This window comes from Coleofasciculus sp. (assembly GCF_046539235.1).
Lineage (GTDB): Bacteria > Cyanobacteriota > Cyanobacteriia > Cyanobacteriales > Coleofasciculaceae > Coleofasciculus.
Genome location: NZ_JBKHHI010000009.1, coordinates 1 through 25,194, shown reverse-complemented (window position 1 = coordinate 25,194; position 25,194 = coordinate 1). Strand labels below are relative to the sequence as shown.

Genomic DNA, 25,194 nt, shown 5'->3' with positions numbered 1-25,194 from the left:
AATGCCACTGACTGGTATGCTGGTGGGCACTGTCCACCCTACGGTATATCCAGGGTTTCGCCGATCCCGAAAGACTTGGTTCGTAGTCAGGGCTAAAGCCCTAGATTAGGTTGCCTACAATCTATTGTCCACCATTTGAACTGTGTCCAGCCAGAAGAGGCATTGCAGGCAACGCCTCTACACACTTGTGTGGCTGGGAGAATCAACTACCGATTCTTGGGTAGAAAAGCCATTGGATTAACGGCTCCGCGTCCAGGTGGATGAACCTCAAAGTGCAAGTGGGGACCAGTACTGTAACCCGTACTACCCATTTCCGCAATTTGTTGCCCTTGGTCAACCTCTTGACCGCGACGCACCAAAATTCGATTGTTGTGGGCATAGAGGGTCAAGCTGCCATCGGGATGTTTGATTTCCACCAATTTGCCGTAGCCACCGGAATTCCAACCCGCGGTGACGACAACACCAGAAGCAGCTGCCACAATAGGTGTACCGATCGGAGCTGCAATATCAATCCCCTTGTGCATGCGTCCCCAACGCATCCCGTAGCCAGAGGTTAAAACCCCCTTGCTGGGCCAAATATAGCCATTAAATGGGGCAGGGCTGTCCGGCAAGTACATATCCGCAGGGGACAGAGGAGGCAATTGAGGTGCAACCGTTGTCCCAACCGGGGTTTGCAGCATCGGGTTATAACTTGCTGGTGGGGCTGGGGCGGCGGCTACAACCTGCTCCTTCGGTTCAGATGGGGTGGCCGCAGGTGGCGGTACGGCGATGGGAACTGAAGTGGCTTGAGTTTCCTGTTCATACCGCGGCGGATTGAATTCCGGATTGACCCTAACGGGTGTTGATTGCTCAGCTACACTCGGCGCAACTGGCGCAGATGGAACCACCACTTCCCTCGGTGAACTGGTCTGACCCGTGGTTTGCTGACGGCGATATTCTGCCCGCATTCTCAGAATATCCGCCCTCAAACGTTCAACGTAGGGGTTGTCCCCGGCATTAGCGGGCTGATTCCGTTTCGCCTCTAACGCGATCGGGGTATTGGTTGGGGCATTTTCACCAACAGAGGATTGAGCAAGAACAGTTGATGAAGCGGTTAGCGGTTGAGATGTTGGTACTGTTGGGGTAATCGGTGAGGCGGGTGTTGCTGTGGTGGGAACAATGACTCTGGGTGCTTCAACGTCCGGTTGTACTGAGCGAGTAACTGAATTGTTTGATTGCTCCTTAATACCCGGTAAAAACGTTACTCTTTGCTCGGATGACTCAGCCGATGGCGGCGTGGGAATGGTGAGTTGTTGATTGACCCGAATCAGATTGGGATTATTTAAGCCGTTCGCTTGAATTAATTCAGAACGGGATAAACCATAGCGACGTGCGATCGCGTCTACCGTATCTCCTGCTTTTACCTCGTAAGTATTCGTCGCCTCTCTATTGGCTACCACCGTTTCCATCACCACGGGCTGCGGTGTTGGGGGTTGAGCCGTGATTTCTGGCGTCGTGATGGGTTCCAGCTTTGAATTGGGAAAGGTGATCGGTTTTTGGTCTTCCGATACCTCTTGTGAGGTCAAATGGTCTGGACTTGGGGTAGGAACCGGAATCATCACGGATGACTGTGATGGCTTCGGTGTATTTTCCTCAATCGCCAGAGATGCGGCTGTGTCTGGAGTGGGAACTGGAACCACCACGGAGGACTCTGATGAGCTAGCCGCTTTGGACTTGGAACCTGAGGCGGCTTCGGAGTCTGGAGTGGGAACCGGAATCACCACGGGTGACTGGTATGAATTGACCCCTAGGGAGTCCACCGTCGGTGAGGCGGCAATTTCTGGTGTTGGAACGGGAATAACGACGGGAGATTGAGATTGATTGACCGCCGTTGAGTCTACTGTCGGTGATGCCGCAATTTCCGGAGTGGGAACTGGGATACCAATAGGACTGTTAGGATTCGTCGCGGCTGACCCTGGGGTAGTGGGTTTCTGTTCTGCCCCTGGGAGACGGGTTGCTGACGCGGATGGCGTCGCTGCTGTTGCTGTTTGGTTGATGGACTCCTCAGACCTCAACTCCGCCAGACTGTTATTTAAGCGGTTCCGTTTGTGTTTTAAATGATCAACAGCAACATCTTGTCTCGCCTTGAGCAGGTCATCGACCTGACCCGGAACGGTTACCGATTCACCCGTTTTAAGCTGACCGGATGCGGATATCTCGGTAGAGTTCCGTAACTGATTTGGCTCGACTCCGTAAGATTTGGATACGGATTCGACCGTTTCCCCCGGTTTAGCCTCGTGAACGATACCGTTCACAGTCGGGATTTTTAGCTGCTGTCCAACTGCAAGATTGGCGTTGGGTTGGACAGCATTCGACGCCGCGATCGCTTCTGGAGCTACTTTATAGGTTTGCGAAACCTCCCATAGCGTTTGCCCTTGCTGTACATTGTGTTGTACGACCGGTGTTGATTGGGCTGGCGATTGGGCTGGGGTTGGAGCTGGTGTAGCTTGCGGCGGTTTCGAGAGAGTGGCAACGTCTGGTTCGCTTTCTGTTGGCACAGACGCAGGCGTTGACACGCCAACAGGCAAAGTTGTCAGCGTTGGCTCAGAGGCAATGGGTTCCAAGGCTAAGGCTTCATCACCTTGTTGGGGTAACAACAAGCTGGAAGCTCCCATGGAAATTGCCAATCCAATCATGGCAGCAGAAGTCCTAGCTCTGCGGTTGCCTTCGGTCGGAATGGTTGCGCCGACTGGCGGCTTCTCCCCAGAAAGCTTTAACAAAGCCTCAAAGGAGTGGGCGGAGTTGGCTGCACACGAAGGAACCTGTTTAACCTTCTGCGTAAATGTCCGTTTCAAAAACGACCTCCTAGTGTGTGACGAGCACTTAACAGTTCCTAAATGGTTTTCCCAGTCAATGAGGGATCTCACCCTAAAATGTGATTTAGATCACGGACAGTGAACATACTTAGGCAAGAGTACCCTGCTTTTTTGATTTAGACAAGCTAATCTGACTGGATAAATTTCTAGTTGTTGACGATCACCGCTCGATTCACCCTTTATGAAGCCATAACTCGCTGTCTCTGGACGAATATATTTTCATACTTGATAAACGAGACACGGTTGATAGTCGGGCGGTTTTTGCCAAGGGTTGTGCATAGAACATACAGACTTGACAGGCTTTTCTCCGGAAGAGGGCTAGAGTTTCAAACCGAACTCTAAAATCGGTTTGTTGGTTTCTCAGCCTTCCAGACTATCCGGTGATCCCAGGATTTAGCAACTGTATAGAGCTCAAGCTCATAGTCTAGCAACCGATAGTTTAGCAGTTAACGATTACAGACGGCACTTTACGTGAATTTTTGGTAAAGAACAACCGTACAGTCTACCCAAGCTTTCCTGGGTTAGGAACACTGTTGTCGGTGACTTCCCCTCTGCTAAAATCGCGCTTACTCTTGCGGAGATAGGGTTTGAGGCTCCTGAGTTAACCGACTTGGGATGATTAAAATCTATCAATCCGCCTCGATTGGGCAGGACTCTTCTGTATATAAATTTCTTATCAAAGGAGTGGCTTTTCCGTATTCTAGATAGCTGAATTCAGCGTCATTAATTTTTTAGCAGAGATAAATCAAGAACATGCCATCTGCACAAAGGGGGAACTTGTTAAATTTTAATTAATTTTAATTAAACCTTGCTCCGATTAAATAAAGTTATATATACGGCAGTATACATAAATGTAGTATCTTGTTGTACGTTTAAATGCTTCAGGTCAAGCCAAATCTCAGGAATTAGCGGCTGCTGAAGGTGGAAGTTTCTTCGTTTTAAATACTTGAACGTTATCAGGGAATGGTCTTCCTAGATCAGGTATCCCAATTGACGCCGTGCTTCAAACAAACCCAAAGCCGCGCTGACGGAAAGATTTAAACTGCGAACACTCCTGTTTGTCATGGGAATAACCACAGTTGCGCCACAACGGTTTAAAACGGATGGGGATAGCCCTTGAGTTTCGCTGCCAAATAACAGCCAGTCATTGGGTTGAAATTGGAATTGAACATAACTGTATTGCCCAGAAGTGCTGAAACCAATCCATCGCCCTCCCAGCTTTTGGGAAACCTGATTAAATGCCTCCAAGGTTTCATGGTAGTGAAACTTGACATAGGGCCAATAGTCAAGTCCGGCTCGCTTGAGGTAGCGATCGCTAATTTCAAATCCTAAGGGTCCAACTAGGTGTAACTCCGTGTCGGTAGCGGCACAGGTACGGGCGACATTGCCTGTATTGGGCGGAATTTGGGGGCAAACTAAGACAAGCCTAAGCATAAAACCTCAAACCTCTTTTCAATCCTACCCTAAACATTCAGGCAGACTGAATGAATTGGATTAGACCCATTGGAAATTGTGATAGTATATGTTTTTTTAATATCAGCTTTTGGGGAGAACCTGATTAGATATTTTAATTTTTCGCCCGAACAGTCTTGACAAATCATCCCTCCTGGTTATTAAGCCACCAAAGCCTGACACAACTTATCTTCAAGTTCGTTTTCTTGTTCCGTCATGTCTTGAATGGCTCTGTTGAGAATTTGCTGCGTGTCAAAGCCGACAGATTGCAGTTGTAACCACTGTCCGGCTGTATTCCCTTGGCGGAGAATCTTTTTCAGGGGCGAGAGGAAGCAACTGAAGCCTTTAGCTTTGGCAATAGGTAAAACCTCCTGATACAGTTCATCAATCCATTCCCGTGCCGAAATCGTTCTGCCATCCTGCCAATGGGTGAGTTGGGCATCTAAGCTAGAATGGGCAGCCGCCATTTCGTTAGCTTCAGTTAGGGCGACCAAGTCAGCAGCGCGAGTTGATACGTGATTCCCGTAGAGAGGGTCAAGACTCGGATCATTTAAAAGCTGGGTTAAACGGGCTTCCAGTAAGGCAGTTACCGCCAGCAGGGCAATCGGATCAACCATTAAATCACAAATTCTCAATTCCAGACGATTTAAATCATAGGGGCGTCGATTACCATTGGGACGAACCGATGACCAAAGATGGCGCACGTTACACATGGTTCCGGCTTCGAGTTGGGCTTCTGTCCACTCAATAAAATGAGCATGGCTTTCAAATAGGGGAACCTGAGACGGCGTTTGGGGAAAAATCGCCCAGCGCGTGGAGTGATATCCTGTAGCTTGTCCGTCGAGAAAGGGAGATGATGCACTTAACGCCAGGTATAAGGGGGCTTCTACCCGTACCAAACGGCAGGCTTGCATCAGCAGTTCTGGGTCAGAAATGCCCACATTGATATGAACACTGGCGGTGACCACATTACTGCCATAGGTTTGCTCAATGTAGTCATGATAAGGGTTTTGCGGGTCGGAGCGGTAGAAGCGATCGCTCCCCCCTAGAGAAAGGGTACTGCCGGGAATCAGGGTGTAGTTTCCCAAGGTTTTCAGATAAGCGCGGAGTTGCTGGCGCGGACGGACCAAAGCGCATAAGAGGCGATCATAGCAGCATAAAGGAGCGGTGGTATATTCGACATTGCGGGTATCGGGTTCCCGCATGAAGCCATCCAAGGATGCCACAATCCGATCAGAAAGACCGACTATTTCCCCTTGGGGAGTGCCAGTATACATTTCAATTTCAAAGCCTTTCGATAGCAGCACAGTATCTCCTCGAGCTGGGTAGAGCAACCTCTTAACTCTTCAAGTGTATCAGTAGGTAGGGGCACGGCAATGCCGTGCCCCTACAGGTAACGCCAGAACCTCCAATTTGCGTCCTATCGATGTCAAAGCTTCCATTCCCTGTTCTGTTCACACCCGATGATGATAAACATCATTAACCGTATTTAAGGTGGGCAATGCCCACCCTACGTCTACGTCTGATGACGATAAACATCATTAGCTGCACGATGGAGGAGAGAGTGACGGTAGATTAATGCCTTCATGTCATTTCCATAGCCGCCTCCAATCACCGTAGCGACAGGGTAGCCTGCGGCGATACAGGTGCTGAGTACCTGCATTTCACGGCGGTAAATTCCCGTATCGGTTAAGGCTAGCTTACCAAAGCGATCGCAGGCGTGGGTATCTACTCCAGCATCATAGAGAACTAAGTCAGGCTGGAAGTCAGAAAGGATATCGGGGAGATAGTGGGCTAAGGTTTGTAGGTAAGCATCATCATCCATACCCACCGGGAGGGGAATGTCAAGATCACTTTTTTGTTTAGTGGCGGGGAAATTGACCTGACAGTGCATGGAGAAGGTAAACACAGTGGGGTCATTTTGGAAAATAAACGCCGTACCATCTCCTTGATGAACATCGAGGTCAAGAATTAGGATTTTTTGGACTAATCCCAGAGTCTGGAGGACACGAGTCGCGATCGCGAGATCATTAAAGATACAAAAGCCTGATCCGTAGCTGGGAAACGCATGATGAGTTCCTCCCGCCGTATTACAAGCAATACCATGACTCAGGGCAAGTTGAGCCGTCAGGATTGTCCCGCCAACCGCCGTACAGGTTCGCGTCACCAAGCCGGGACTCCAGGGTAATCCAATCCGGCGCTGGGCTTTCGGGTCAAGTGTACCGTTACAGTAGGCGTGGATGTAGTCAGGGGTGTGGATCAGTTGAATCCATTCCCTGGGTGGGGGGTTGGGAGTGTGGATTTGTTCAGGAGTGACAATAGTATCGGCGAGGAGGAGTTCACAGAGTTTGCCGAATTTGGACATGGGAAAGCGATGTCCCGGTGGAAGGGGGGTAACGTAGTCGGGATGATAGACGATTGGCAGGTTCATGACGGTAGTCAATAGTCAGTCATGAACTATTGTCATTGTTAAGCGTTATATTTTTATCGCGCCACCTATTTTTTCTTTTCAATCATTAAAAAATAGACAGTTTTCCTATCAGCTTCATCAATATCATTTCTCCATCCTCCTCTTGGAGTTCCAACTACGTCGTCAAAAACCCAAGGCACGTTATCTGGCTTTTTGGCAAGACTGATTGCTCTCCCATGTTCGCTCTTACTTGTTTGTCCTATCCATTGTCGCCTGATGGCTATGTGTAACCTTTCCTTGTAACAATTGAAATACTCATCAAAAGAATAAATTTTGATAGTATCTCGACTGATCTGAGTTGCTGGCGCTTCTAAAATTAATTCGGCTGGGTGTTGTGACATCCCTAAATTAGGACTCCCTAACATCATCAAAAATTTTAAAAGTGTTTTGAAATCATTTTCTGAGAAAAAATTATGCCAAGGGCGATCTCTGCTTGAAAGGAGTCCTTGATGGAATCGGTGAATTTCTTGATCAAGCTGAGTTAAGATTGTCTGAGGAGCAGCTAATCCTAACCGTGAATAGACTTGAATCAGATTAGCTCTCTGTAAGCGATTAAATGAAAATGAACTCCCGGCTTGTTTGAGAGAAACCCCTTTACTATTCAGATAAATATCTGCTTTTTTCCTCGAATCTGTTGTTGATAGAGTCGATATATCACTTAGAGATTCTGCTAGACGATAACCATGATAGTTTTTGTCAGGAATTCCTATTTTTTGAAGTATACCAATGTGTTTGAGATTTATATGTCCTATATTTGAGAAGAGAAACTCGCATATAGCTTTTTCATTTACTGCCACACTAATGTCTCCATAAAACTTTTAGTAGCAATCTATTCTTAGTAGAATGTCGCTAACATTAAGAGCCTGGAAATAAATTTCCGGCTCAAAGCTCAAGTAAGCTAAAGCTTACTGGGCAAGCGTTTGAACCAGTTTTAACTGGTTTAAGCTCTTAGCCCGTAGACAAGGAGCAGCTTCTCTTCGAGTACTTTAGTTCAGGGCTTGAATTCAGGGCTTAATGAGCGTGCCATTCGTCTATACTAACTGCTTACTCCTTCAGAAGGAAGAGGCTTAGGGTAATGTAAACCTGACTGGTGTTACTTACTGAGAATTTTCATAGTTCGCGATCGCGTGTAACATTTTCTCCCTACTGCCATAGTACGATTGGATGGTTTCAGCGATTTCCATGGCACGATCAGACTTCCCCGCAGCCGCAAGATAGTCAGAATCTCTTCAGCAAAGTAACGGACTTGATGTTCGGGAAAACGTTTACCTTGATCAAGCAACTGTTGCAAAGACTGACCAGGAATATATTCTTGTGCTAAGGCAAACCAACGTAATCCAGTACCATCTTCCTCGTCCACTGAAAAATAGTCGAGATAGCGAGGAATCCGGGGATGATTGATATTTTTGAGAACTTGAGCTTCCCGTTCAAATAATTTGAGATGCTCCCACTGCATCTGGGGACTAAAGGGTAGTAATTTAACAATGACTAATTGTTGTTTATATTCGGAGAATAAATCAAATGATAGCCAGGTTTTACGACTTGATCTGTCGCTAATTTTTTCTCGGAGTTGATAGCGTTTATTTAAAATATATTTTGTTTTTTTCATATTTTTACCTCCTGCTTTAATCAAATAATGTTTAATTCATTTGACTTGTTTTTTAAATGATTCTGCTATTATTTTGCAGGTTAGCACTGATGTCACAATAAAAAAAGGAATCATTAAAAACATGAGAATTCCTTCTCCGGCTCGACAATCTTGCATACAAAATCCTATCATTGTACTAAAAAACATCATAAATGGAATCACGAGCGACGCGGCAATACCTAGTACAATGTATATTTTAATTATCCATGATCAGAATATTTTTAAAGATGGTTTAACCAAAACTTTATTTCGATCAATGCGACGATGATTTTTATATAAATAGTATCGATTAAGATTATTGAGCGTGGAGATAGCTTGAGACGCACAATTAAATCGCCGCTCCAAACTTGGATCAGTGAGGGATTCCAGCCAATTTACAAAACTAGGACTTAAACTGACCCTATCGCGAAAATGAATACGTAAATTTTGCTGAGGTAAATCAGCGGGTGCTGTCCCCGTTAATAAATGAATTAATGTAGCGCCCAAGGCATATAAATCTGAGGCGGGAACTGCTTTACCCCAAAATTGTGGGGGCATAACCTGCTGTACCGACAACCGTAAACGTGACTCCTTCAACCACGGTGGGGTCAGCGACGGCACCAAAATCAACTAAATAGACAGATGCACCTTGAGCCATATCGACATTCTCTTGAAAAATTAAATTACTGGGTTTAATATCGCGATGCAGTACAGGTGGATTCAACCCATGTAAATAGCTCAAAATCTCTAAAACTTGAATCGCAATGGAACGTACCTGAGCGAGTGTGAAATGCTTCCCCTGATTAAGTAATTGCTGAAGCGATTGACCGGGAATATAATCCTGTACTAAACAAAACCAGCACAACCCTTGACCCATCTGTTCATCTAAGGAAAAATAATCCCGATGTTTCGGGATACGGGGATGATTCAGCGCTTTGAGAACCTGCGCTTCGCGTTCAAATAGTTTAAACTCGTCCCACTCCATCTATCATTTGGGATTAACTCCTGCATCTGGTCTAAATTCAGATGTTCCACCTGAATTTGTCCCGCTAATACGGGATCATAACGACGTAATTGTTTCCAAACTTGTTGTTTTTGTGCCTCTAATCTCTGAATTTCTGCTTGATTTGCTGCTAATTCATCCCCATCCGGCAATCGACGACTTCCCGTTAATGCTGGCGTCGCTTCTGTTTGAAAACTAAACCGTAGGGCATTAATCAGCTGTTGCAATTCCTCATAGTCGATTAACAATTCTTGGACTTCTGGAGTAATTTCTCCCCCTGGGTTAAGCACATCACTCGCCATCAATTCAACTAATCGTTGACAACGGAAACGTTCGGTATATTCTAAAGCTTTGCCAATTTCACCGATATTCAGATAAGCTTTCACTATCCTATCATAGATATAAATAGACTCCGCCATAATTTCTTGGCGGCGTTCTTCATCCATGACCCAGTTTCGGCTTTTTTCGATAGCTTGAATAGCTATTTTGTCGCCTTTAATAACAAGCTGCCAATTGCGATTATCCCAGGCGATGCTACCTAAATTTTGGCTAGTGTGGAAGCACTCAATTGGGAATTTATCGGGGCTATAGATAAGCAGAGTATTGTGATAATGTTCGATTGTTTTTGCTATATTTTCTGTCCGATTACCCCGAATTCTATGATAGTAGGCAAAAGCCAGATTGTTTTGAGTCATTGCCCAATTTTTGGGAAAGTATGACTGGGTATGGACAAGTAAAGCCTTCTGAAAATGTGCGATTGCGTTTTCTATATTCTCTGCCCTATCCCCGCGAATTCTATCACAGTAGGCAGTAGCTAGAGTGTGTTGAGTTATTGCCCAATTTTTGGGAAAGTCTGATTGGGTATAGACAAGCAAGGCATTATTACAATAAGTTATAGCACGTTCTATATTCTCTGCCTTATCCCCCCGAATTCTCTTACAGTATGCAGTAGCTATATCCTTTTGAGTCATTGCCCATTTTTGTGGAAAGTCTGACTGGGTACGGACAAGTAAAGCGTTATGAAAATATGCGATTGTTTTTTCTATATTCTCTACCCTATCCCCACGAATTCTATCACGGTAGGCAAAAGCCAGATTGTGTTGAGTCATTGCCCAATCTTGGGGAAAGTCTGACTGGGTATAGACAAGTAAGGCATTATGATAATGTGTAATTGCTTCTTCTATATTTTCTGCATTATCCCCCCTAATCCTATTATTGTAGGCAAGAGCTAGATTATTTTGAGTCATTGCCCAATCTTGGGGAAAGTCTGACTGGGTATAGACAAGTAAGGCGTTATGATAATGTGCGATCGCGGTTTCTAGATTCTCTGCCCTATCCCCACGTATTCTATTACTATAGGCAAGAGCCAGATTGTTTTGAGTACCTGCCCATTCTTGGGGAAAGTCGGACTGAGTATAAACAAGTAAGGCATTATGATAATGGGCGATTGCGTCTTCTATATTCTCAGCCTTATTCCCCCGTATTCTATCAGAGTATGTAATAGCTAGATTATTTTGAGTCATTGCCCATTGTTGGGGAAAGTCGGACTGGGTACGGACAAGTAAAGCGTTCTGATAATGTGCGATCGCGGCTTCTAAATTCTCTGCCCTATCCCCGCGTATTCTATCACTGTAGGCAGCCGCCAGATTGTTTTGGATACCTGCCCAATCTTGGGGAAATTTTGCCTGAGTATAGATAAGTAAAGCGTTATGATAATGTGCGATCGCTACTTCTATATTTTCTGCCTTATCCCCACGAATTCTCTCACAATAGGCAGCCGCTAGATTGTTTTGAAGGGCTGCCCAAGCTTGGGAAAAATCTGACTGAGTATAGACAAGTAAGGCGTTATGAAGATGTGCGATCACCCGTTCTATATTCTCTGCCCTATTCCCGCGAATTCTCTCATAGTAGGCGATAGCCAGATGGTGTTGAGTAATTGCCCATTGTTGGGGAAAGTCTGACTGGGTAATAAGAGTAGTCACTGCTTGATACCCAGCCATGGCGATTTCTTTATTACTGGCGATATTACCAAAGGGAAACCGTATAACTAAATTACTGAAATAGAAAATATTTTTAGCAATAGGCTCGGCTAATTCTGGATCAATTTCAGCTAATCCTTCCCTTGCCCATACCGTTAAAGTATAGGCTAATTTTTCATTTATTTTATCTAGGTTTATCAGCAGCAAAATATATATCAATATTCGGTTTTAACCAGGGAAACTCTAACCAGCGATTCACCACAATCCCCAGAAACTCTTCTTTTCCCGGAGTATCAAACTTAATTTTATCTTGTTCACACATTGCCCCAAGCTGAGGCATAAGAATTGTTTCTCCAACGTAAAATCTACTATTTCCACCTATCTCCAATTATTTCTATCTATTTATATATTTCAATCTATTTGTAGATGATTATCGTTAATTTACCACCAACCCAAGCAATAAAATTACTTTTTATTCCTATCTACTAGCAGTTTTCAATCTATTTGTTCAATCGCCACACTAGACCTCATAACCCCAGATTTAACGAGGTCAAGCCATGAAATCCCCAACATCCAAAACCTGGAAAAAGAAACTCTGGCTATTAGCTGAATTCCTAATTCCTAATCTCATCGGCTGGTTATTCAAATCCAACCTCGAACCTGGAGTCAGTCTTTGCTTCCTACTGTGGAATTGGCTAATGGATGAGGAGACGCAATCCGATGAACGCCAACGCCGCCAATCCTGGCTCATGTTCTTAATTCTTGCTGGTATGGTGTTAGGGATATCGTTCAGCCAACCCTCACCCCCGGTTGATTGTCAGACACCTGTCACCTTCGAGTCTCCTCAATCAACCCTATAGACAGATACCAGGGAACCTCTCTACACTAATCCTTACCCGTAAGACCAATGACAAATGACAAAGGACAGCGATACAATCATTTATCTCGACTGTCGCTGACCCATTTAAGACGAATGTCACTGACTTAAGGCTGGTGGGCAATGCCCACCCTACGATAGATAAAGGGTTTTGGCGCTCCCCAAATGCTTATTTCAGTGCTATTCCATTTAAGACAAAGGACATCACTTGCTTCTCGCGATAACGAATGACAAATGACAAATGACAAATGACAATTCTCGCCGTTAACGTTACTCCCACCTACTGACTCATCCCCTTTTCTGCTTATGCAACTGTACACATCCCGGCGTCGAACCAAGATTGTAGCCACGATTGGTCCTGCTACCAGTCATCCAGAGGTACTCAGAGATCTGATTAAAGCAGGTGCCACGACGTTGCGGCTAAACTTTTCCCATGGCACTCATGATGACCATCAGCGTAGTATTCGCCTGATTCGCCAAACCGCCTTTGAACTGAATCAACCTGTAGGTATCCTGCAAGACTTACAGGGACCAAAAATCCGCTTAGGCAAATTTGAGAACGGTTCGATTACACTAGAACGAGGCGATCGCTTCACCTTAACCAGTGAACCCCTAATCGGCACTCAGGAGATCAGTTCTGTCACCTATCAACCCCTTGCTGATGAAGTCCCCAATGGTGCCACGATTCTCCTCGACGATGGCAGAGTGGAGATGCGGGTAGAAGAGATTAATCGCGAGAAAGGAACCTTACATTGTCGGGTCGTTGTCGGTGGTAAACTTTCCAATAGCAAAGGTGTCAACTTTCCAGGGGTCTACCTCTCCATTCGCGCCCTCACCGATAAAGACCGTCGGGATTTGATGTTTGGCTTAGACCAAGGGGTTGATTGGGTCGCCCTTAGCTTTGTGCGTAATCCCCAAGATGTGCTGGAGATCAAAGAACTGATTACCAGCGCCGGGAAAGATGTCCCCGTTATTGTCAAAATTGAAAAGCACGAAGCCATTGAACAAATGGACGCTATCCTCTCCCTCGCCGATGGGGTAATGGTGGCGAGGGGTGACTTAGGGGTAGAATTACCGGCTGAGGATGTGCCTATCTTACAAAAGCGGCTGATTACCACCGCCAATCGTCTGGGAATTCCGGTGATTACCGCCACCCAGATGCTGGATAGCATGGTCAACTCTCCGCGTGCTACCCGTGCAGAGATTTCTGATGTGGCAAATGCCATTTTAGACGGGACTGACGCCGTAATGCTGTCCAATGAAACCGCCGTGGGTAACTATCCCGTAGAAGCGGTATCCACGATGGCAAAAATTGCCACCCGTATCGAACAAGAGGAAATTGTGCGGAACATCGAAGATACGCGCCGCTCAATTCCCAATGCGATATCCCAGGCGGTGGGTCAAATTGCTGAACAGTTACAAGCCTGTGCAATTATGACCCTAACTAAAACGGGATCTACGGCTCGAAATGTCTCCAAGTTTCGCCCCTCGACTCCAATTCTGGCGGTGACACCCCATGTGGATGTAGCCCGACAATTGCAACTGGTTTGGGGAATTCGACCGCTATTGGTGTTGGATTTACCGTCAACGGGTCAGACATTCCAAGCCGCGATTAATGTCGCCCAGGAAAAACAGCTTGTCGCCGAGGGCGATTTGGTGGTGATGACGGCGGGGACATTGCAAGGGGTTCCGGGTTCCACGGATTTAATTAAAGTGGAAGTAGTCACGGCTGTCCTGGGTCAAGGGATTGGCATTGGCAAAGGGTCAGTGAGTGGTTTAGCGCGGGTGGCGTATAGTGCGACAGAGGTGAACAACTTTAGTCCCGGTGAAATCCTGGTGGTTCCGTCAACCAGTGCCGATTTTGTCGATACCATGCGTAAAGCCTCCGGAGTGGTGACGGAGGAAGATAGTTTAACCAGTCACGCCGCGGTGATTGGGATGCGTTTGGGAGTTCCGGTGATTGTTGGGGTGAAAAATGCCACCCAGCGGATTCGGGATGGTGCGATTATCACCCTGGATACGCAGCGCGGTTTAGTCTATTCCGGGGCGATGGCGGCGAGTCCAGCTAGCAGTGGGGCGGTCATGGTGTGATAATTAGGGCTGGCTGCATTAATGTAGAAGGTATAGTTGGTAATGGTTTTAAGGATTTTTTCACCGGGCAAAGTGCAAGGACTCATCCAGATATTTGGAGAGCGATCGCGTCCCTGACGGGGTGTTCTCATTATTAGATCCGTTTTCCCCGATACTAATGCACCATTTTAGCTGGGTCACGCCATAACGATTACTTAGCGCCATTCTCAACAATAGCTTTTTCAGGGAAATAGGGCGCATGTCGGTGCGCCCATAGGAGTGTTTGGCTAAGATTAGCTGATGTTAACTTTGACCACTTTGGTTTTTTCGGCTTCTGCTTTGGGTAGAGTTAGCATCAAGATGCCATTTTTGTAATCGGCTTCCACTTTATCGTTCTGAATTCGAGTCGGTAAAGGAATTACTCGTTGGAATTTGCCATAGCGGAATTCACTGCGCGTGACACCTTTTTGGTCAGTCTTGGTTTCAGCTTGGCGTTGACCACTAATGGAGACGGCTTCTGCGGTAACTTGCACGTCCAGATTTTTGGCGTCTATGCCTGGAACTTCGAGTTTGAGGTAAACCGCATCCCCATTTTCGTGCATTTCGGCGGGGGGAACAAAGTTTCCTGCCCATTCAGAACGGCTTGTCGGTGTGAGGCTGTCAAACAGACGGTTCATTTCATTTTGTAAGGAATCAATTTCCCGGAACGGTTCCCAACGAATCAGTGCCATAATGTATAACCCTCTAAAAACGAAGTGAGTATTTCATGGGTTTTGTAGAACCACCTCTTTCCATGTTTTTAGAATACAAAAACTCAAGAGGTAGAGAGATTCGGTTCAATACCCTATTGGAGTAGTATTCACCGCACCTGTTCGGGGTGTGTTTCCTCAGTTTTGGGGTCAAGGCAAATAACGGTTAGTATCAAGGACACAATAGTTGGGCAAAGTGCCAGGTTTTGGTACCTAGATCCTGAAAATCCTGGTATCTGGATCAGCAAAAATGTACTGCGGCTTCCCCATCTCCCAGACTCCTCATGCTACGTCTCAATGTAGAGACTCCTCATGCTACGTCTCTACTCCCCCATCTCCCCCTCACCTCACCACTTATTCAGCCAACCCTATTTAACACCAAAAATAGACGCTAGTTGGGGTAATATCCGCGTACTTTCTTCCAGAAAGTCATGGGCGTTGGGTAATTCGGCAATCATCCCGCGTAAAATTCTCATGGCGGTTTGGGCTTGTTCCTGTTTCTGTTGCGCTTGGGGATTCTTACCCGCTTCGGCGAGTATCTTCACCTGTTCTAAGGCTTGGGCTTTGTCTTGGGGAGATAAGTTATCCTCCGCCTCAATAATTCGCTGTAATCGTCTCAGGAGTTCTTTGGTTCCCGGAAGCTGAGTCTGGGCGACTGTGGGGAGTTGGTTAATCGCGTTGGTGGCGTCAGTGGCGATCGCATCCAGATTGGCTTCATTTTCCGGAGTTGTCTGATTGTGTGTTTGGGAATTCTCCACCATTATTCTCTCTTTAAATCGAATTTAAGTTTAGGTTACCGAAGGCGTGATTCTGGCACATCTCCCTATGGTTCCATCACCTCCACCCACGAATTCAGTCCTTTTCACGGGAAAAAGCTGTCGATACTCAAACCTGCGTTGATTTATTCCTTGACAAAGTTGTTAACCTCTGGGTTAATCTGAATGTCTGCCCGCTCTTCCAAAATAAAAACTGTACCGAGTAAAGCTATGGCAATCATCAATACAAATCCGGAAATTACTAAACCATTGGCAACCGTCCAGAGGGGATGTTTCCGCCGCTCTTGCTGAAGGCGATCTCGACCACGTTTTTCCCTCCCCATCAATAGCACCCAGTAAAAGCCTCCTTGGGGAAATGGCATCGATAACCGCAAATCAACAGTATGTTTTTTCGATGAACGATTCCCGAAAGTTTGTTTGAGTATTTCCAGTTGAGCTTGATTAAAGGTAGTAGCAGTTTTCCGTGGAATTCGAGCGAAAAATTGTTCAATGAATGGATCGGGTTTTGACTGCTTCATAAACGGCTAGTTTTTCCTAATGTAGTTTTTATAAAAAATTTATTTACCCAAATAAACCTTAATATTTTAACGCCAAGATTGAATTAAAATAGAGGATTGTGGTCACTGTCCCAACATTGCCCCTCTGACCAGGTTCTATTGTTTTTTTGACACTGTTCTGAGTTAGTAATCCAGGGCAGACTGGCAGGATAAGCCGTAGTGGGAAGACTAAAGGATTTGAACGAAGCAAAGACGACTGAAACTGTGGCATAGCCGGAGGTTAGCAGTAACGAAAAAAAAGCCGTAATCAATACAATATTGGCAGGCGTCCATAGCGGAAATTGATAACGTTCAGTACGCCGCCGTTGAGGAGAACGCGATTCCCGTCCGCCTAGCAAAACGAGATAAAAGCGACATCCAGGAATCGGCAAAGTTAAGCGGATATCAACCGGATGCGTTTGCCAAGGGCGGGGACTAAAGGCATATTTAATCGCCTCTAACTGTTCTGGTGTGAATGTCTGGAGTGTTTCCCCAGGAATTTGGGCAAAAAAGGGGTCTGAAAAAGGGGTCTTACTCATGGTTCGGCTTATAGTTCTCGTGTAGCAATCCAACTCGCGATCGCGAAAAACAAATTCGATAAATCCAAGCACCCAAAAATCGCTGGTGAGTCAGTTCCGGTTAACAAATTTTCAACTAATTGAGCCTTGTCTTCCAGCGGAAGTTGCTCAACCAGTTGCTTCACCTCTGCCAATAAAATAGAATGTTGATGAACCCGCATAAAACATCACCTTGACTCTAAATCAATCCTAGAGATATTTGCCTTATTTTTCCTCAGGGAAATTACACAAAAAAATAGGGCTGATAATTTTCTGATTCCGCAATTCCTCGGACATATAAGAAGGCAGGGGAGCAGGATTGCAGGGGAGCAGAGGTGAAAATCACCAATGACAAAACCTCAGAAAAAATACGGTGAATGAGAATAATCAAGTTCTCAGAGTCCGTAAACCTACGGATGCCAAATCACGTTGACTTGACATTTGATAAAAGGTAAGACCCCAGACTCCTCTATCGTTACACTCCTGACGTTTGCCATGTCATTCCTAAACCTCTCCCTCTCGTCATTACCGTTAGAGGCGGTAATTGATCCTTATCCCTTGAGTGTTGCACCTGATACAACCTTGAGTGAGGTTATCCGTCTGATTGCTCAAGAAGCTGGATGTGATTGCAGCCTCGGTTTATCAGACACGTCTACCAAAAGTTGCCATCCCTTACCCGATTGGCCTTTGATGAAGCAGGCGAGAACCAGTTGTGTTTTAGTCATGCAGGGAATGCAACTGCTGGGTTTGTTGACAGAGCAAGATTTTGTCCGGTTAGCCGCGTTGGATATAAATTTAGACGCACTGACGGCGGCTGATGTGATGACTCGGAAATTAGTCACTCTAAACGCATCAGACTGTCAAGATGTAACAATCATCCTCAACTTGTTCCAGCAACATGGTATTCATCATCTACCCATATTCAATGAGAGTGGTTATCTTTTGGGAATTGTCACCCCCCAGAGAATGCGCCACCTCCTACAAATGACGGATGTAATGGGGTTACATTCTGTGGCTGAAGTGATGACAACTCAGGTAATTTGTGCGCCTCCTACAGCACCAGTGCAAAAGTTAGCTCAGTTGATGGCAACTCATGGTGTTGGTTACGTGGTGATTGTTCGATATAGGGAACAGGGAACAGGGGAGACGGTTACAGATTTAGACTTTTCCTCTGTTTTATCGTTTCGTCAATCCCCTATTCCCATGGGAATTGTTACAGCCGACGATATTGTTCAGTTTCAAACATTACCATTAGATTTTCAACAGCTTGATGCCCAAACGCTAATGAGTTCGGCGTGGTTTAGTATTCGTGCTGATGATTTTTTAGGTACGGCATATCAACGGATGCAACAGTGGCACACTCAGCAATTGATCGTCTTAGGGAATCAGGGAGAATGGCAGGGAATGATTGACCAAGACAGCTTGTTGCGGGCGATAAACCTGAATAGCAAAACCTTCTCGTTTCTCAATCCAATTTTGCCCTCTATTTCTCCAGCTAATGCTGAACTGACTCCTCAAACTGATACCCAGTCGCAGTTAACACTCAGTCAGGGCGGGTTTTGTACAAACGATACCATCAATAGCGAAAAGAAAGTTTCATTACCCGCCCCTACAAACCAGGTTCCCTATCAGGGTGGCGAAGGGTCAACAATCAACACTCAACACTCAGCAAAAGAACATCTACTTTACAGGATATCGTCGCGAATTCGTCAATCTCTGCACCTTGAAGACATTCTCAAAACCACCCTGCAAGAAGTACGAGAATGGCTTCAAGTTGACCGGGTACTAATTTATCGATTTCACTCTGACTGGAGTGGTACTGTGATGGTGGAATCGGTGGGTGCTGAATGGCAGTCCCTGTCTGGCGTGGTTGTTCATGATCCCTGCTTTGAAAAAACAAGTGTTGAGTCTTACAAAAACGGTCGTTTCCAAGCCACAGCCGATATTTATACCGCTGGACTCACCCCTTGTCATGTTGAACTTTTAGCCAGCTTACAAGTTCGCGCCAACTTAGTGGTTCCTATCATTAAAGACGATGAATTATGGGGACTGCTGACGGCTCAACAGTGTCATGCACCTAGACAGTGGCAAACGTCAGAAATTGAGTTACTGCAACAGTTAGCTGTACAGGTAGGAATTGGGATTCAACAATCTAGTCTATTTGAGCAGGTGCAAACGGAACTCATCCAACGTAAAAGAGTGGAATTAGAACTGCAACAGGTGAAACAAGAACTAGAACGCCGGGTTGAAGAACGCACGACTCAATTGCAGCAAAGTAACCAAAAATTACAGCATGAAATTGCCGAACGTCAACAGGTAGAAACCCAATTGCGACAAAAGTTAGCAGCGATTGAAGCCACCACAGAAGGAATTGCGATTCTTAATGCTAAGGGGGAGTATACTTATCTAAACCCCGCCCATGTTCAACTGTTTGGATATGATACCTCGGAAGCGTTGCTGGGGAAGTCTTGGCGACACCTGTATCCTCCAGAGGAAATCACGCGATTTGAGCGCGATATTTTTACCATTTTGCAGCAACAGGGGTATTGGCGCGGTGAAGCGGTGGCGCTACGTCAAAATGGGAGTACGTTTGCTGAGGAAGTCTCCCTAACGTTGACTCCAGAGGGTAATTTTATTTGTATCTGTCGCGATATTACCCAACGTCAGCAAACGGAAGCGGCGCTAAGAGCCAGTGAAGAACGATTCCGCTCAACTTTTGAACAGGTGACGGTAGGAATTACTCATACCGGATGGGACGATCGCTTTTTGCGGGTTAATCAAACCTTTTGCGATATCGTGGGATATACGCTGGATGAATTGTTGACGAAAACCTTTGTGGATATTACCCACCCCGATGACGTTGATGGAGATAAACATTACGTTAACCAGTTGTTAGCGGGTGAGATTAAGACATTCTCCATGGAGAAGCGCTACATTCGCAAAGACGGCTCAATCGTTTGGGTGAATCTCACGGGTTCATTGGTGCGAAAGTCTACAGGGGAATTGGACTATTTTGTCGGTGTGATCGAAGATATTAGCGATCGCAAGGACACAGAAGCAGCGCTACAGGAGAGTGAGCAACGGTTTCGCCAGCTTGCTGAGAACATTCATGAAGTGTTTTGGATTACAGATGTGGCAAAGTCTCAGATGATATATGTTAGTCCAGCCTATCAACAGATCTGGGGTCGTAGTTGTGAAAGTATTTATGACAATCCTTTATCCTTTGTCGAAACGATTCATCCAGAGGATCGAGAACGGGTGATAGCGGCGTTTGCGAAACAGGCTAGGGGGGAGTATCACGAAGACTATCGGATTATCCAGCCGGGAGGTGAACAGCGTTGGATTCGCGATCGCGCGTTTCCGGTTTATGATGCGTCTGGACAAGTTTATCGGATTGTGGGAATTGCCGAAGATATCACCGAGTATAAGCAAGCCGAACAGGAGATTCGCCAAGCCTTAGCACGGGAACAGGAACTCAATGAACTCAAATCCCGCTTTATTTCGATGACCTCCCATGAGTTTCGCACCCCTTTAACCACAATTCTCAGTTCTACCGAATTACTTAAATATTATTCCTCGAAGTTTACAGAAGAGAAAAAACAGATTCATTTTGAGCGAATTCAATCGAATGTGCATCATATCACTCAGATGCTGAATGATATCCTCTTGTTGGGTAAAGCCGAAGCCGGGAAATTAGACTTTAAACCCGCTCCGATGGATGTGCGGCAATTTTGTCAACAGTTGGTTGAGGAGTTTCAACAGGGAATTGGTCGCCAACATTCGTTATGCTTTACCCATCAGGGTCAGTTGGCTCCAGTTTCCCTTGATCAAAAACTACTGCGCCATATCCTCGGCAATTTATTATCAAACGCGCTGAAGTATTCCCCGATTGAACGTCCGGTTTGTCTGGAACTCATTTGTCGCCGTAAAGAATTAATTTTTCGCATAAAAGACAAAGGAATAGGTATTTCTCAAGCCGACCAACAACGCCTCTTTGAATCATTCCATCGCGGCACAAATGTGGGAAATATTTCCGGGACAGGCTTGGGACTATCCATTGTCAAAAAAGCAGTTGATATGCATGGAGGTACAATCAGCGTTGAGAGCCAAGTCGGTGTGGGTACAACGTTTACTGTAGTTCTGGGTATTTGATCATTGATTGTTGAAGTCGGATTTTTGATAAAAGTAGAAAATTTTAAAAGGTGAGATGAATGAGTACAATTTTAATTATTGAAGACGAAGAAGGTATTCGAGAGAACATTTATGAACTGTTATCAGCAGAAGATTTTGAAGTAATTTTGGCAGAAAATGGTAAAACTGGTATCCAATTGGCACAACAGCAACGACCCGATTTAATTATATGTGACATTATGATGCCAGAAGTGGATGGATATGGAGTGTTAACACAGCTACGCCAAAATCTCTCCACTGAAGCCATTCCGTTTATTTTTCTTACCGCTAAATCCGCCAAAGCGGATCTGCGTCAGGGGATGGAATCCGGCGCAGATGATTATTTAAGTAAACCGTTTACGAGAGAGGCGTTGCTAAGAGCGATCGCGGCGCGATTTGAGAAACAGGGTGTTCTGGAACGACAATCCCAAAAGAAGTTGGATGAGTTACGCGGTCAAATCTGCCACTCTCTTCCCCATGAATTGTATACACCCCTAAATGGAATTATCGCGTCATCTAGCTTTTTTATTAATGAATACGATGATATTGACCGAGATGAAGCTCTGGAAATTGTACAAGATATTCACACATCAAGTCAACGTTTATATCGGCTGACTAAGAACTTCTTACTCTATGCTGAACTGGAATTAATGGCAAATGATCCAGCAAGGCTGCAAGCACTACAAAGTCGTGAGGTCAAAACGGACAGTCAACCCCTAATTTTTGAGGTCGTTCATCAGAAAGCCAAACAAGTCGATCGAGAAGCAGATTTAGAGTTAAACCTGCAAGGAACCAAGATTTATATGTCGGAAGCAAATCTGCGGAAATTGATCGAAGAACTGGTTGATAATGCGTTTAAATTTTCCCCACCAGGAACAGCCGTCAGCATCTGCGATCGCGTCGAGCAAAATCGGGTCATTCTCACCATTACTGATCAGGGACGGGGGATGACATCGGAGCAAATCGCCAATCTGGGAGCCTACATGCAGTTTGAGCGCAAACTCTATGAACAACAAGGCTCAGGATTAGGGTTAGCGATCGCCCAGCGTTTAGCTCAATTACATGGGGGAGAATTAACCATTGAAAGTATTCCGGGTAAGGGAACAACCATCTGTGTAAGTTTAGTTGGAGAATGAGGATTTACCGTCCTAGAGACAATGCCTGAACCCATTACTATTCCCTGTTCCCTAATCTCAACCGTTAATTTTAATGAAAATCCGACGACTTATGGTAATATTCAGCGAAAGAAAAAACGACAATGAATGAAAAAACACTCCTCCAACTTATCAAAACTCACGAATCAAGCCATTGCTATTTTGTCAGTCATTGGCTTCAGCGGGTTTCCCCTGTCGGCAATAGCTGAAACCTTCCGACTGAGGGAAGCAACGGTATCGGATGTTAACCAAGCGTTTGATAGTGGACACTTGACGTCTGAGCAATTGGTGCAACTCTATCTAAACCGCATCCAAGCTTATGAGGATAAAAATGCTGGGATTAATGCGCTAATTTCTATCAATTCCAATGCATTGGCTGAGGCAAAAGAACTTGATCGAGAACGGCAAGAGAAAGGCAAGCGTAGCCCGTTGCACGGAATCCCGATTATCCTCAAAGATAACTATAATACAGCCGATATGCCAACTACAGCAGGCTCGGTTTTGCTCAAAGGCTCTGTGCCACCAGACGATGCGTTTACAGTCCAGAAGCTACGGCAAGCGGGGGCGATTATTCTCGCCAAAGCCAACATGAGCGAGTTCGCTTCATCGGATGGCTGGCTTGGGTATAGCTCTTTAGGCGGGTTAACCTTAAATCCCTATAACTTAAGTCGCAATCCTTCCGGCTCAAGTGGTGGTAGTGCGGCTGCGATCGCGGCTAACTTCGCGATGTTGGCAACGGGAACGGATACATCCGGCTCGATTCGCGGTCCGGCAGCAGTTACTGGTATTGTGGGTATCAAGCCGACTCAAGGGCTAGTCAGTCGGGATGGCATTATCCCTCTTACCCTTTCCTTCGATACCGCCGGACCCATGGCGCGAACGGTGAGAGATGCTGCGATCGCGCTTGGCATTATGGCAGGCGTTGATGCCAATGATTACCGTACTTTAGAAAGCCAAGGCAAGTCACACCAGGATTACACCCCATTTCTCAAGGCAGAGGCTTTGAACGGCGCTCGAATTGGGGTGGCTATTGATTTCCAAGGGGGAAACCCAGAAGTAGACGCCTTAACCAAGGCGGCGGTTGCTAAGCTGAGGGAACTCGGTGCAACGGTGGAAGTTGTAGACTTTTCACCCAAGCTAGAAAATCTTTGGTCTTTAATGGAGAAGGTGACGGCGGCGGAATTTGAACCGCAGATCGAAAACTATCTTAAGACTCTTAACCCTTCGTTTCCCGACAACTTAGAGAGCATGATTTCTTTGAGCTTGTCTAATCAGATTGCTAATTCAATGCAGGCATTAAATCCTGGTCGCATTCACAGCTTTAAGGAATCGCTAGAACACCGAGAATTAGCTGATATTGAATACCTCAGTATCATCCATTTTGAGTTTCCCCAAGTCCGTCAAGAGATTCTGGGCATTATGCAAGCTCAAAAGCTTAATGCGATCGTTTTCCCGACGATGCTTTGTCCGGCTAGTCCTTTATACACGATACAAAATGATCCAACTTACCAGTGCAACGTAGACGATCCCTATACACCAGGGTATTTAGCTAACGTCTCTGGCTTTCCAGGAATTTCTGTACCGATGGGCTTTACTGAGCAGGGATTACCTCTAGGATTGACCTTTTTTGGCGCTCCTTATACTGAGCAAGAATTGCTGGGATTTGCTTACGCTTATGAACAAGCAACCCAGTTTCGACGCCCTCCAGCAAACACACCTTCCTTGTCCGATGAGTCAAGAAATTATAGCTATCGCCAGTAGTGTTAGGACATTCGTAATGGCTCAAACGACTACGTAGCAGTAAAAAACTTTTGGTGGGGGGAAGAGGCGGGAGGCAGGAGGGAAGAGTAGTGCGAGCGTCTCGCTCGCTGAGCCTCTCTCGCTATTAGGCAGGTTTTTCACCGATAAAGGCTTTAAACCTTTGCCCTCTGCCTTCTTGTCTTAACTTAAATAACTTTGAATCGTACTATCTAAAATAGCCTCAACATCCGTTAGCGGACTGGTCAAATAATCCGATGAAATTTGCACACGGGCATAACGTTCATCTATATCAAAGGCTTCTTGTAGAAAACCACCAAAACCCCGCGCCCGTTTATCGATTTCTAAGAAAACATCTAATAAATCATCTGACTGGAGTGAAAACACAACTTCCAATTCATCTAACTGTCCCTGATATTGACCAATCGGTCGAAATTCAAACTCTTGGACAAAGGGAACATTTCCACTGAAATAAGGATTATACTCACAATCAACTTTGTGAAGTTGAAACCCTAGATTTTGACAAGCTTCCAGCACCAATTGCATTAAAGGATGGGGACGCACCTCTATATAATCAGTGTCTTTAGGATCAATTGCCATAGAAATATCCAACCCAGTTCGCACATAAACGGGTTGATATCCCAGGGTCAGTGGAGTTTCATAAGGAAGTGGGAAAGAAAAGGGGATAACTTTGGTTTCTTGGGGTTGTAAGTCAAAGCGCTCACTCAGACAATACTTGACCAATTCGCAGGTTTCTGTCGTTGTTGTATCCTCATATTCCCGTTTGTATTCCGTCTCAACGTAGAGGTAAATATCATCAATCTCTTGGTCAGACTCTCCACCTGTAATATGAACATCTCCCGTGAGCATTTCACCCGGAACCAAAGACGCTACTGATAGGCGAGTATCAACGGTGGCGGCACCAATTCCTACTCTGGATAGAAGTTTTTTAAACATGATTCTGATATGGTTTTTATAATGATAATACTCTATTATATCACTTTCGTTTAGGTAAGCTGTCATGCATTTAAATTGGGTATTAGTAGCGAGCAAGATGCAAAGCCTGCGGCATGGCTTCGCTAAACGCACACCAACGATTTCGCCATGATTGATATTAAGTCTCTCTTTTGATTTTTCACAACCTATTTAGGATTGCTATAT

The 25,194-nt window shown here is 45.5% G+C and carries 20 protein-coding genes and 1 pseudogene; 5 read left to right on the top strand and 16 right to left on the bottom strand.

The window, feature by feature from the left end; translation table 11 throughout:
* Positions 1-206 precede the first annotated feature (206 nt).
* The 9 genes and pseudogenes from ACLFWI_RS02170 to ACLFWI_RS02130 all read right to left on the bottom strand — a co-directional run bounded on the left by ACLFWI_RS02170 (position 207) and on the right by ACLFWI_RS02130 (position 11,726).
* A complete protein-coding gene (locus ACLFWI_RS02170) occupies positions 207-2,834 on the bottom strand; it encodes a peptidoglycan DD-metalloendopeptidase family protein (protein WP_446411538.1) in 2,628 nt (875 codons plus the stop codon).
* A gap of 993 nt (positions 2,835-3,827) precedes the next feature.
* Positions 3,828-4,289: a tRNA (cytidine(34)-2'-O)-methyltransferase gene (locus ACLFWI_RS02165; protein WP_446411537.1), complete on the bottom strand. Its 462-nt coding sequence runs from the start codon at positions 4,287-4,289 to the stop codon at positions 3,828-3,830.
* A gap of 179 nt (positions 4,290-4,468) precedes the next feature.
* Complete coding sequence (gshA, locus tag ACLFWI_RS02160; RefSeq protein WP_446411536.1) at positions 4,469-5,614, bottom strand: glutamate--cysteine ligase; 1,146 nt, start codon at positions 5,612-5,614, stop codon at positions 4,469-4,471.
* Positions 5,615-5,823: 209 nt separating this feature from the next.
* Positions 5,824-6,738: a histone deacetylase family protein gene (locus ACLFWI_RS02155; RefSeq protein WP_446411535.1), complete on the bottom strand. Its 915-nt coding sequence runs from the start codon at positions 6,736-6,738 to the stop codon at positions 5,824-5,826.
* Positions 6,739-6,803: 65 nt separating this feature from the next.
* A complete protein-coding gene (locus ACLFWI_RS02150) occupies positions 6,804-7,574 on the bottom strand; it encodes a hypothetical protein (RefSeq protein ID WP_446411534.1) in 771 nt (256 codons plus the stop codon).
* A 296-nt stretch (positions 7,575-7,870) separates the two neighbouring features.
* On the bottom strand, positions 7,871-8,386 hold the full coding sequence (locus ACLFWI_RS02145) for a protein kinase domain-containing protein (protein WP_446411533.1): 516 nt from the start codon (positions 8,384-8,386) through the stop codon (positions 7,871-7,873).
* Positions 8,387-8,719: 333 nt separating this feature from the next.
* A pseudogene (locus tag ACLFWI_RS02140) lies at positions 8,720-9,389 on the bottom strand (serine/threonine protein kinase); the annotation flags it as partial.
* A complete protein-coding gene (locus tag ACLFWI_RS02135) occupies positions 9,332-11,593 on the bottom strand; it encodes a hypothetical protein (protein ID WP_446411532.1) in 2,262 nt (753 codons plus the stop codon). The pseudogene ACLFWI_RS02140 and the gene ACLFWI_RS02135, both read right to left, overlap by 58 nt.
* Positions 11,571-11,726, bottom strand: coding sequence for a hypothetical protein (locus tag ACLFWI_RS02130; RefSeq protein WP_446411531.1), 156 nt, complete (start codon positions 11,724-11,726; stop codon positions 11,571-11,573). The genes ACLFWI_RS02135 and ACLFWI_RS02130 overlap by 23 nt, the downstream gene beginning before the upstream one ends.
* Before the next feature lie 217 nt (positions 11,727-11,943).
* Here ACLFWI_RS02130 and ACLFWI_RS02125 point away from each other — a divergent pair, with 217 nt between their 5' ends.
* Positions 11,944-12,246 (top strand): hypothetical protein, encoded by a 303-nt coding sequence (locus ACLFWI_RS02125; RefSeq protein ID WP_446411530.1) that lies wholly within the window; start codon positions 11,944-11,946, stop codon positions 12,244-12,246.
* A 323-nt stretch (positions 12,247-12,569) separates the two neighbouring features.
* A complete protein-coding gene (pyk, locus tag ACLFWI_RS02120) occupies positions 12,570-14,354 on the top strand; it encodes a pyruvate kinase (RefSeq protein ID WP_446411529.1) in 1,785 nt (594 codons plus the stop codon).
* On the opposite strand, the gene ACLFWI_RS02115 is transcribed toward pyk, so the two are convergent.
* From ACLFWI_RS02115 to ACLFWI_RS02090, 6 genes are all read right to left on the bottom strand, one after another.
* On the bottom strand, positions 14,300-14,485 hold the full coding sequence (locus tag ACLFWI_RS02115) for a hypothetical protein (RefSeq protein ID WP_446411528.1): 186 nt from the start codon (positions 14,483-14,485) through the stop codon (positions 14,300-14,302). The two genes, pyk and ACLFWI_RS02115, sit on opposite strands and share 55 nt — an antisense overlap.
* Positions 14,486-14,626: 141 nt before the next feature.
* Positions 14,627-15,064 carry an Hsp20/alpha crystallin family protein gene (locus ACLFWI_RS02110; RefSeq protein ID WP_446411527.1) on the bottom strand — a complete coding sequence of 146 codons (438 nt, stop codon included), beginning with the start codon at positions 15,062-15,064 and terminating at the stop codon, positions 14,627-14,629.
* Between the two features lie 386 nt (positions 15,065-15,450).
* Positions 15,451-15,843: a hypothetical protein gene (locus ACLFWI_RS02105; RefSeq protein WP_446411526.1), complete on the bottom strand. Its 393-nt coding sequence runs from the start codon at positions 15,841-15,843 to the stop codon at positions 15,451-15,453.
* A gap of 140 nt (positions 15,844-15,983) precedes the next feature.
* On the bottom strand, positions 15,984-16,376 hold the full coding sequence (locus ACLFWI_RS02100; RefSeq protein WP_446411525.1) for a hypothetical protein: 393 nt from the start codon (positions 16,374-16,376) through the stop codon (positions 15,984-15,986).
* Positions 16,377-16,459: 83 nt separating this feature from the next.
* Positions 16,460-16,933, bottom strand: coding sequence for a hypothetical protein (locus tag ACLFWI_RS02095; RefSeq protein ID WP_446411524.1), 474 nt, complete (start codon positions 16,931-16,933; stop codon positions 16,460-16,462).
* An 8-nt stretch (positions 16,934-16,941) separates the two neighbouring features.
* Positions 16,942-17,133 (bottom strand): hypothetical protein, encoded by a 192-nt coding sequence (locus ACLFWI_RS02090; protein ID WP_446358159.1) that lies wholly within the window; start codon positions 17,131-17,133, stop codon positions 16,942-16,944.
* Positions 17,134-17,446: 313 nt separating this feature from the next.
* Here ACLFWI_RS02090 and ACLFWI_RS02085 point away from each other — a divergent pair, with 313 nt between their 5' ends.
* From ACLFWI_RS02085 to ACLFWI_RS02075, 3 genes are all read left to right on the top strand, one after another.
* Positions 17,447-21,103 (top strand): PAS domain S-box protein, encoded by a 3,657-nt coding sequence (locus tag ACLFWI_RS02085; protein WP_446411523.1) that lies wholly within the window; start codon positions 17,447-17,449, stop codon positions 21,101-21,103.
* Positions 21,104-21,162: 59 nt separating this feature from the next.
* The gene (locus tag ACLFWI_RS02080; protein ID WP_446411522.1) at positions 21,163-22,257 is read left to right on the top strand and encodes a hybrid sensor histidine kinase/response regulator; all 1,095 of its coding nucleotides are present in this window, start codon (positions 21,163-21,165) and stop codon (positions 22,255-22,257) included.
* A gap of 126 nt (positions 22,258-22,383) precedes the next feature.
* Positions 22,384-24,036, top strand: coding sequence for an amidase family protein (locus ACLFWI_RS02075; protein WP_446411521.1), 1,653 nt, complete (start codon positions 22,384-22,386; stop codon positions 24,034-24,036).
* Positions 24,037-24,216: 180 nt separating this feature from the next.
* Here ACLFWI_RS02075 and ACLFWI_RS02070 read toward each other — a convergent pair whose 3' ends face one another.
* A complete protein-coding gene (locus ACLFWI_RS02070; RefSeq protein WP_446411520.1) occupies positions 24,217-24,990 on the bottom strand; it encodes a sporulation protein in 774 nt (257 codons plus the stop codon).
* Positions 24,991-25,194 lie beyond the last annotated feature (204 nt).

What these genes read in the sequence shown, in the direction of transcription:
- ACLFWI_RS02165 (WP_446411537.1), bottom strand. Translation starts at nt 4,289, where the DNA reads ATGCTTAGGCTTGTCTTAGTTTGCCCCCAAATTCCGCCCAATACAGGC.
- ACLFWI_RS02155 (WP_446411535.1), bottom strand. Translation starts at nt 6,738, where the DNA reads ATGAACCTGCCAATCGTCTATCATCCCGACTACGTTACCCCCCTTCCA.
- ACLFWI_RS02145 (WP_446411533.1), bottom strand. Translation starts at nt 8,386, where the DNA reads ATGAAAAAAACAAAATATATTTTAAATAAACGCTATCAACTCCGAGAA.
- ACLFWI_RS02130 (WP_446411531.1), bottom strand. Translation starts at nt 11,726, where the DNA reads ATGCCTCAGCTTGGGGCAATGTGTGAACAAGATAAAATTAAGTTTGAT.
- ACLFWI_RS02125 (WP_446411530.1), top strand. Translation starts at nt 11,944, where the DNA reads ATGAAATCCCCAACATCCAAAACCTGGAAAAAGAAACTCTGGCTATTA.
- pyk (WP_446411529.1), top strand. Translation starts at nt 12,570, where the DNA reads ATGCAACTGTACACATCCCGGCGTCGAACCAAGATTGTAGCCACGATT.
- ACLFWI_RS02115 (WP_446411528.1), bottom strand. Translation starts at nt 14,485, where the DNA reads ATGAGAACACCCCGTCAGGGACGCGATCGCTCTCCAAATATCTGGATG.
- ACLFWI_RS02110 (WP_446411527.1), bottom strand. Translation starts at nt 15,064, where the DNA reads ATGGCACTGATTCGTTGGGAACCGTTCCGGGAAATTGATTCCTTACAA.
- ACLFWI_RS02105 (WP_446411526.1), bottom strand. Translation starts at nt 15,843, where the DNA reads ATGGTGGAGAATTCCCAAACACACAATCAGACAACTCCGGAAAATGAA.
- ACLFWI_RS02100 (WP_446411525.1), bottom strand. Translation starts at nt 16,376, where the DNA reads ATGAAGCAGTCAAAACCCGATCCATTCATTGAACAATTTTTCGCTCGA.
- ACLFWI_RS02095 (WP_446411524.1), bottom strand. Translation starts at nt 16,933, where the DNA reads ATGAGTAAGACCCCTTTTTCAGACCCCTTTTTTGCCCAAATTCCTGGG.
- ACLFWI_RS02090 (WP_446358159.1), bottom strand. Translation starts at nt 17,133, where the DNA reads ATGCGGGTTCATCAACATTCTATTTTATTGGCAGAGGTGAAGCAACTG.
- ACLFWI_RS02085 (WP_446411523.1), top strand. Translation starts at nt 17,447, where the DNA reads ATGTCATTCCTAAACCTCTCCCTCTCGTCATTACCGTTAGAGGCGGTA.
- ACLFWI_RS02080 (WP_446411522.1), top strand. Translation starts at nt 21,163, where the DNA reads ATGAGTACAATTTTAATTATTGAAGACGAAGAAGGTATTCGAGAGAAC.
- ACLFWI_RS02075 (WP_446411521.1), top strand. Translation starts at nt 22,384, where the DNA reads ATGAAAAAACACTCCTCCAACTTATCAAAACTCACGAATCAAGCCATT.
- ACLFWI_RS02070 (WP_446411520.1), bottom strand. Translation starts at nt 24,990, where the DNA reads ATGTTTAAAAAACTTCTATCCAGAGTAGGAATTGGTGCCGCCACCGTT.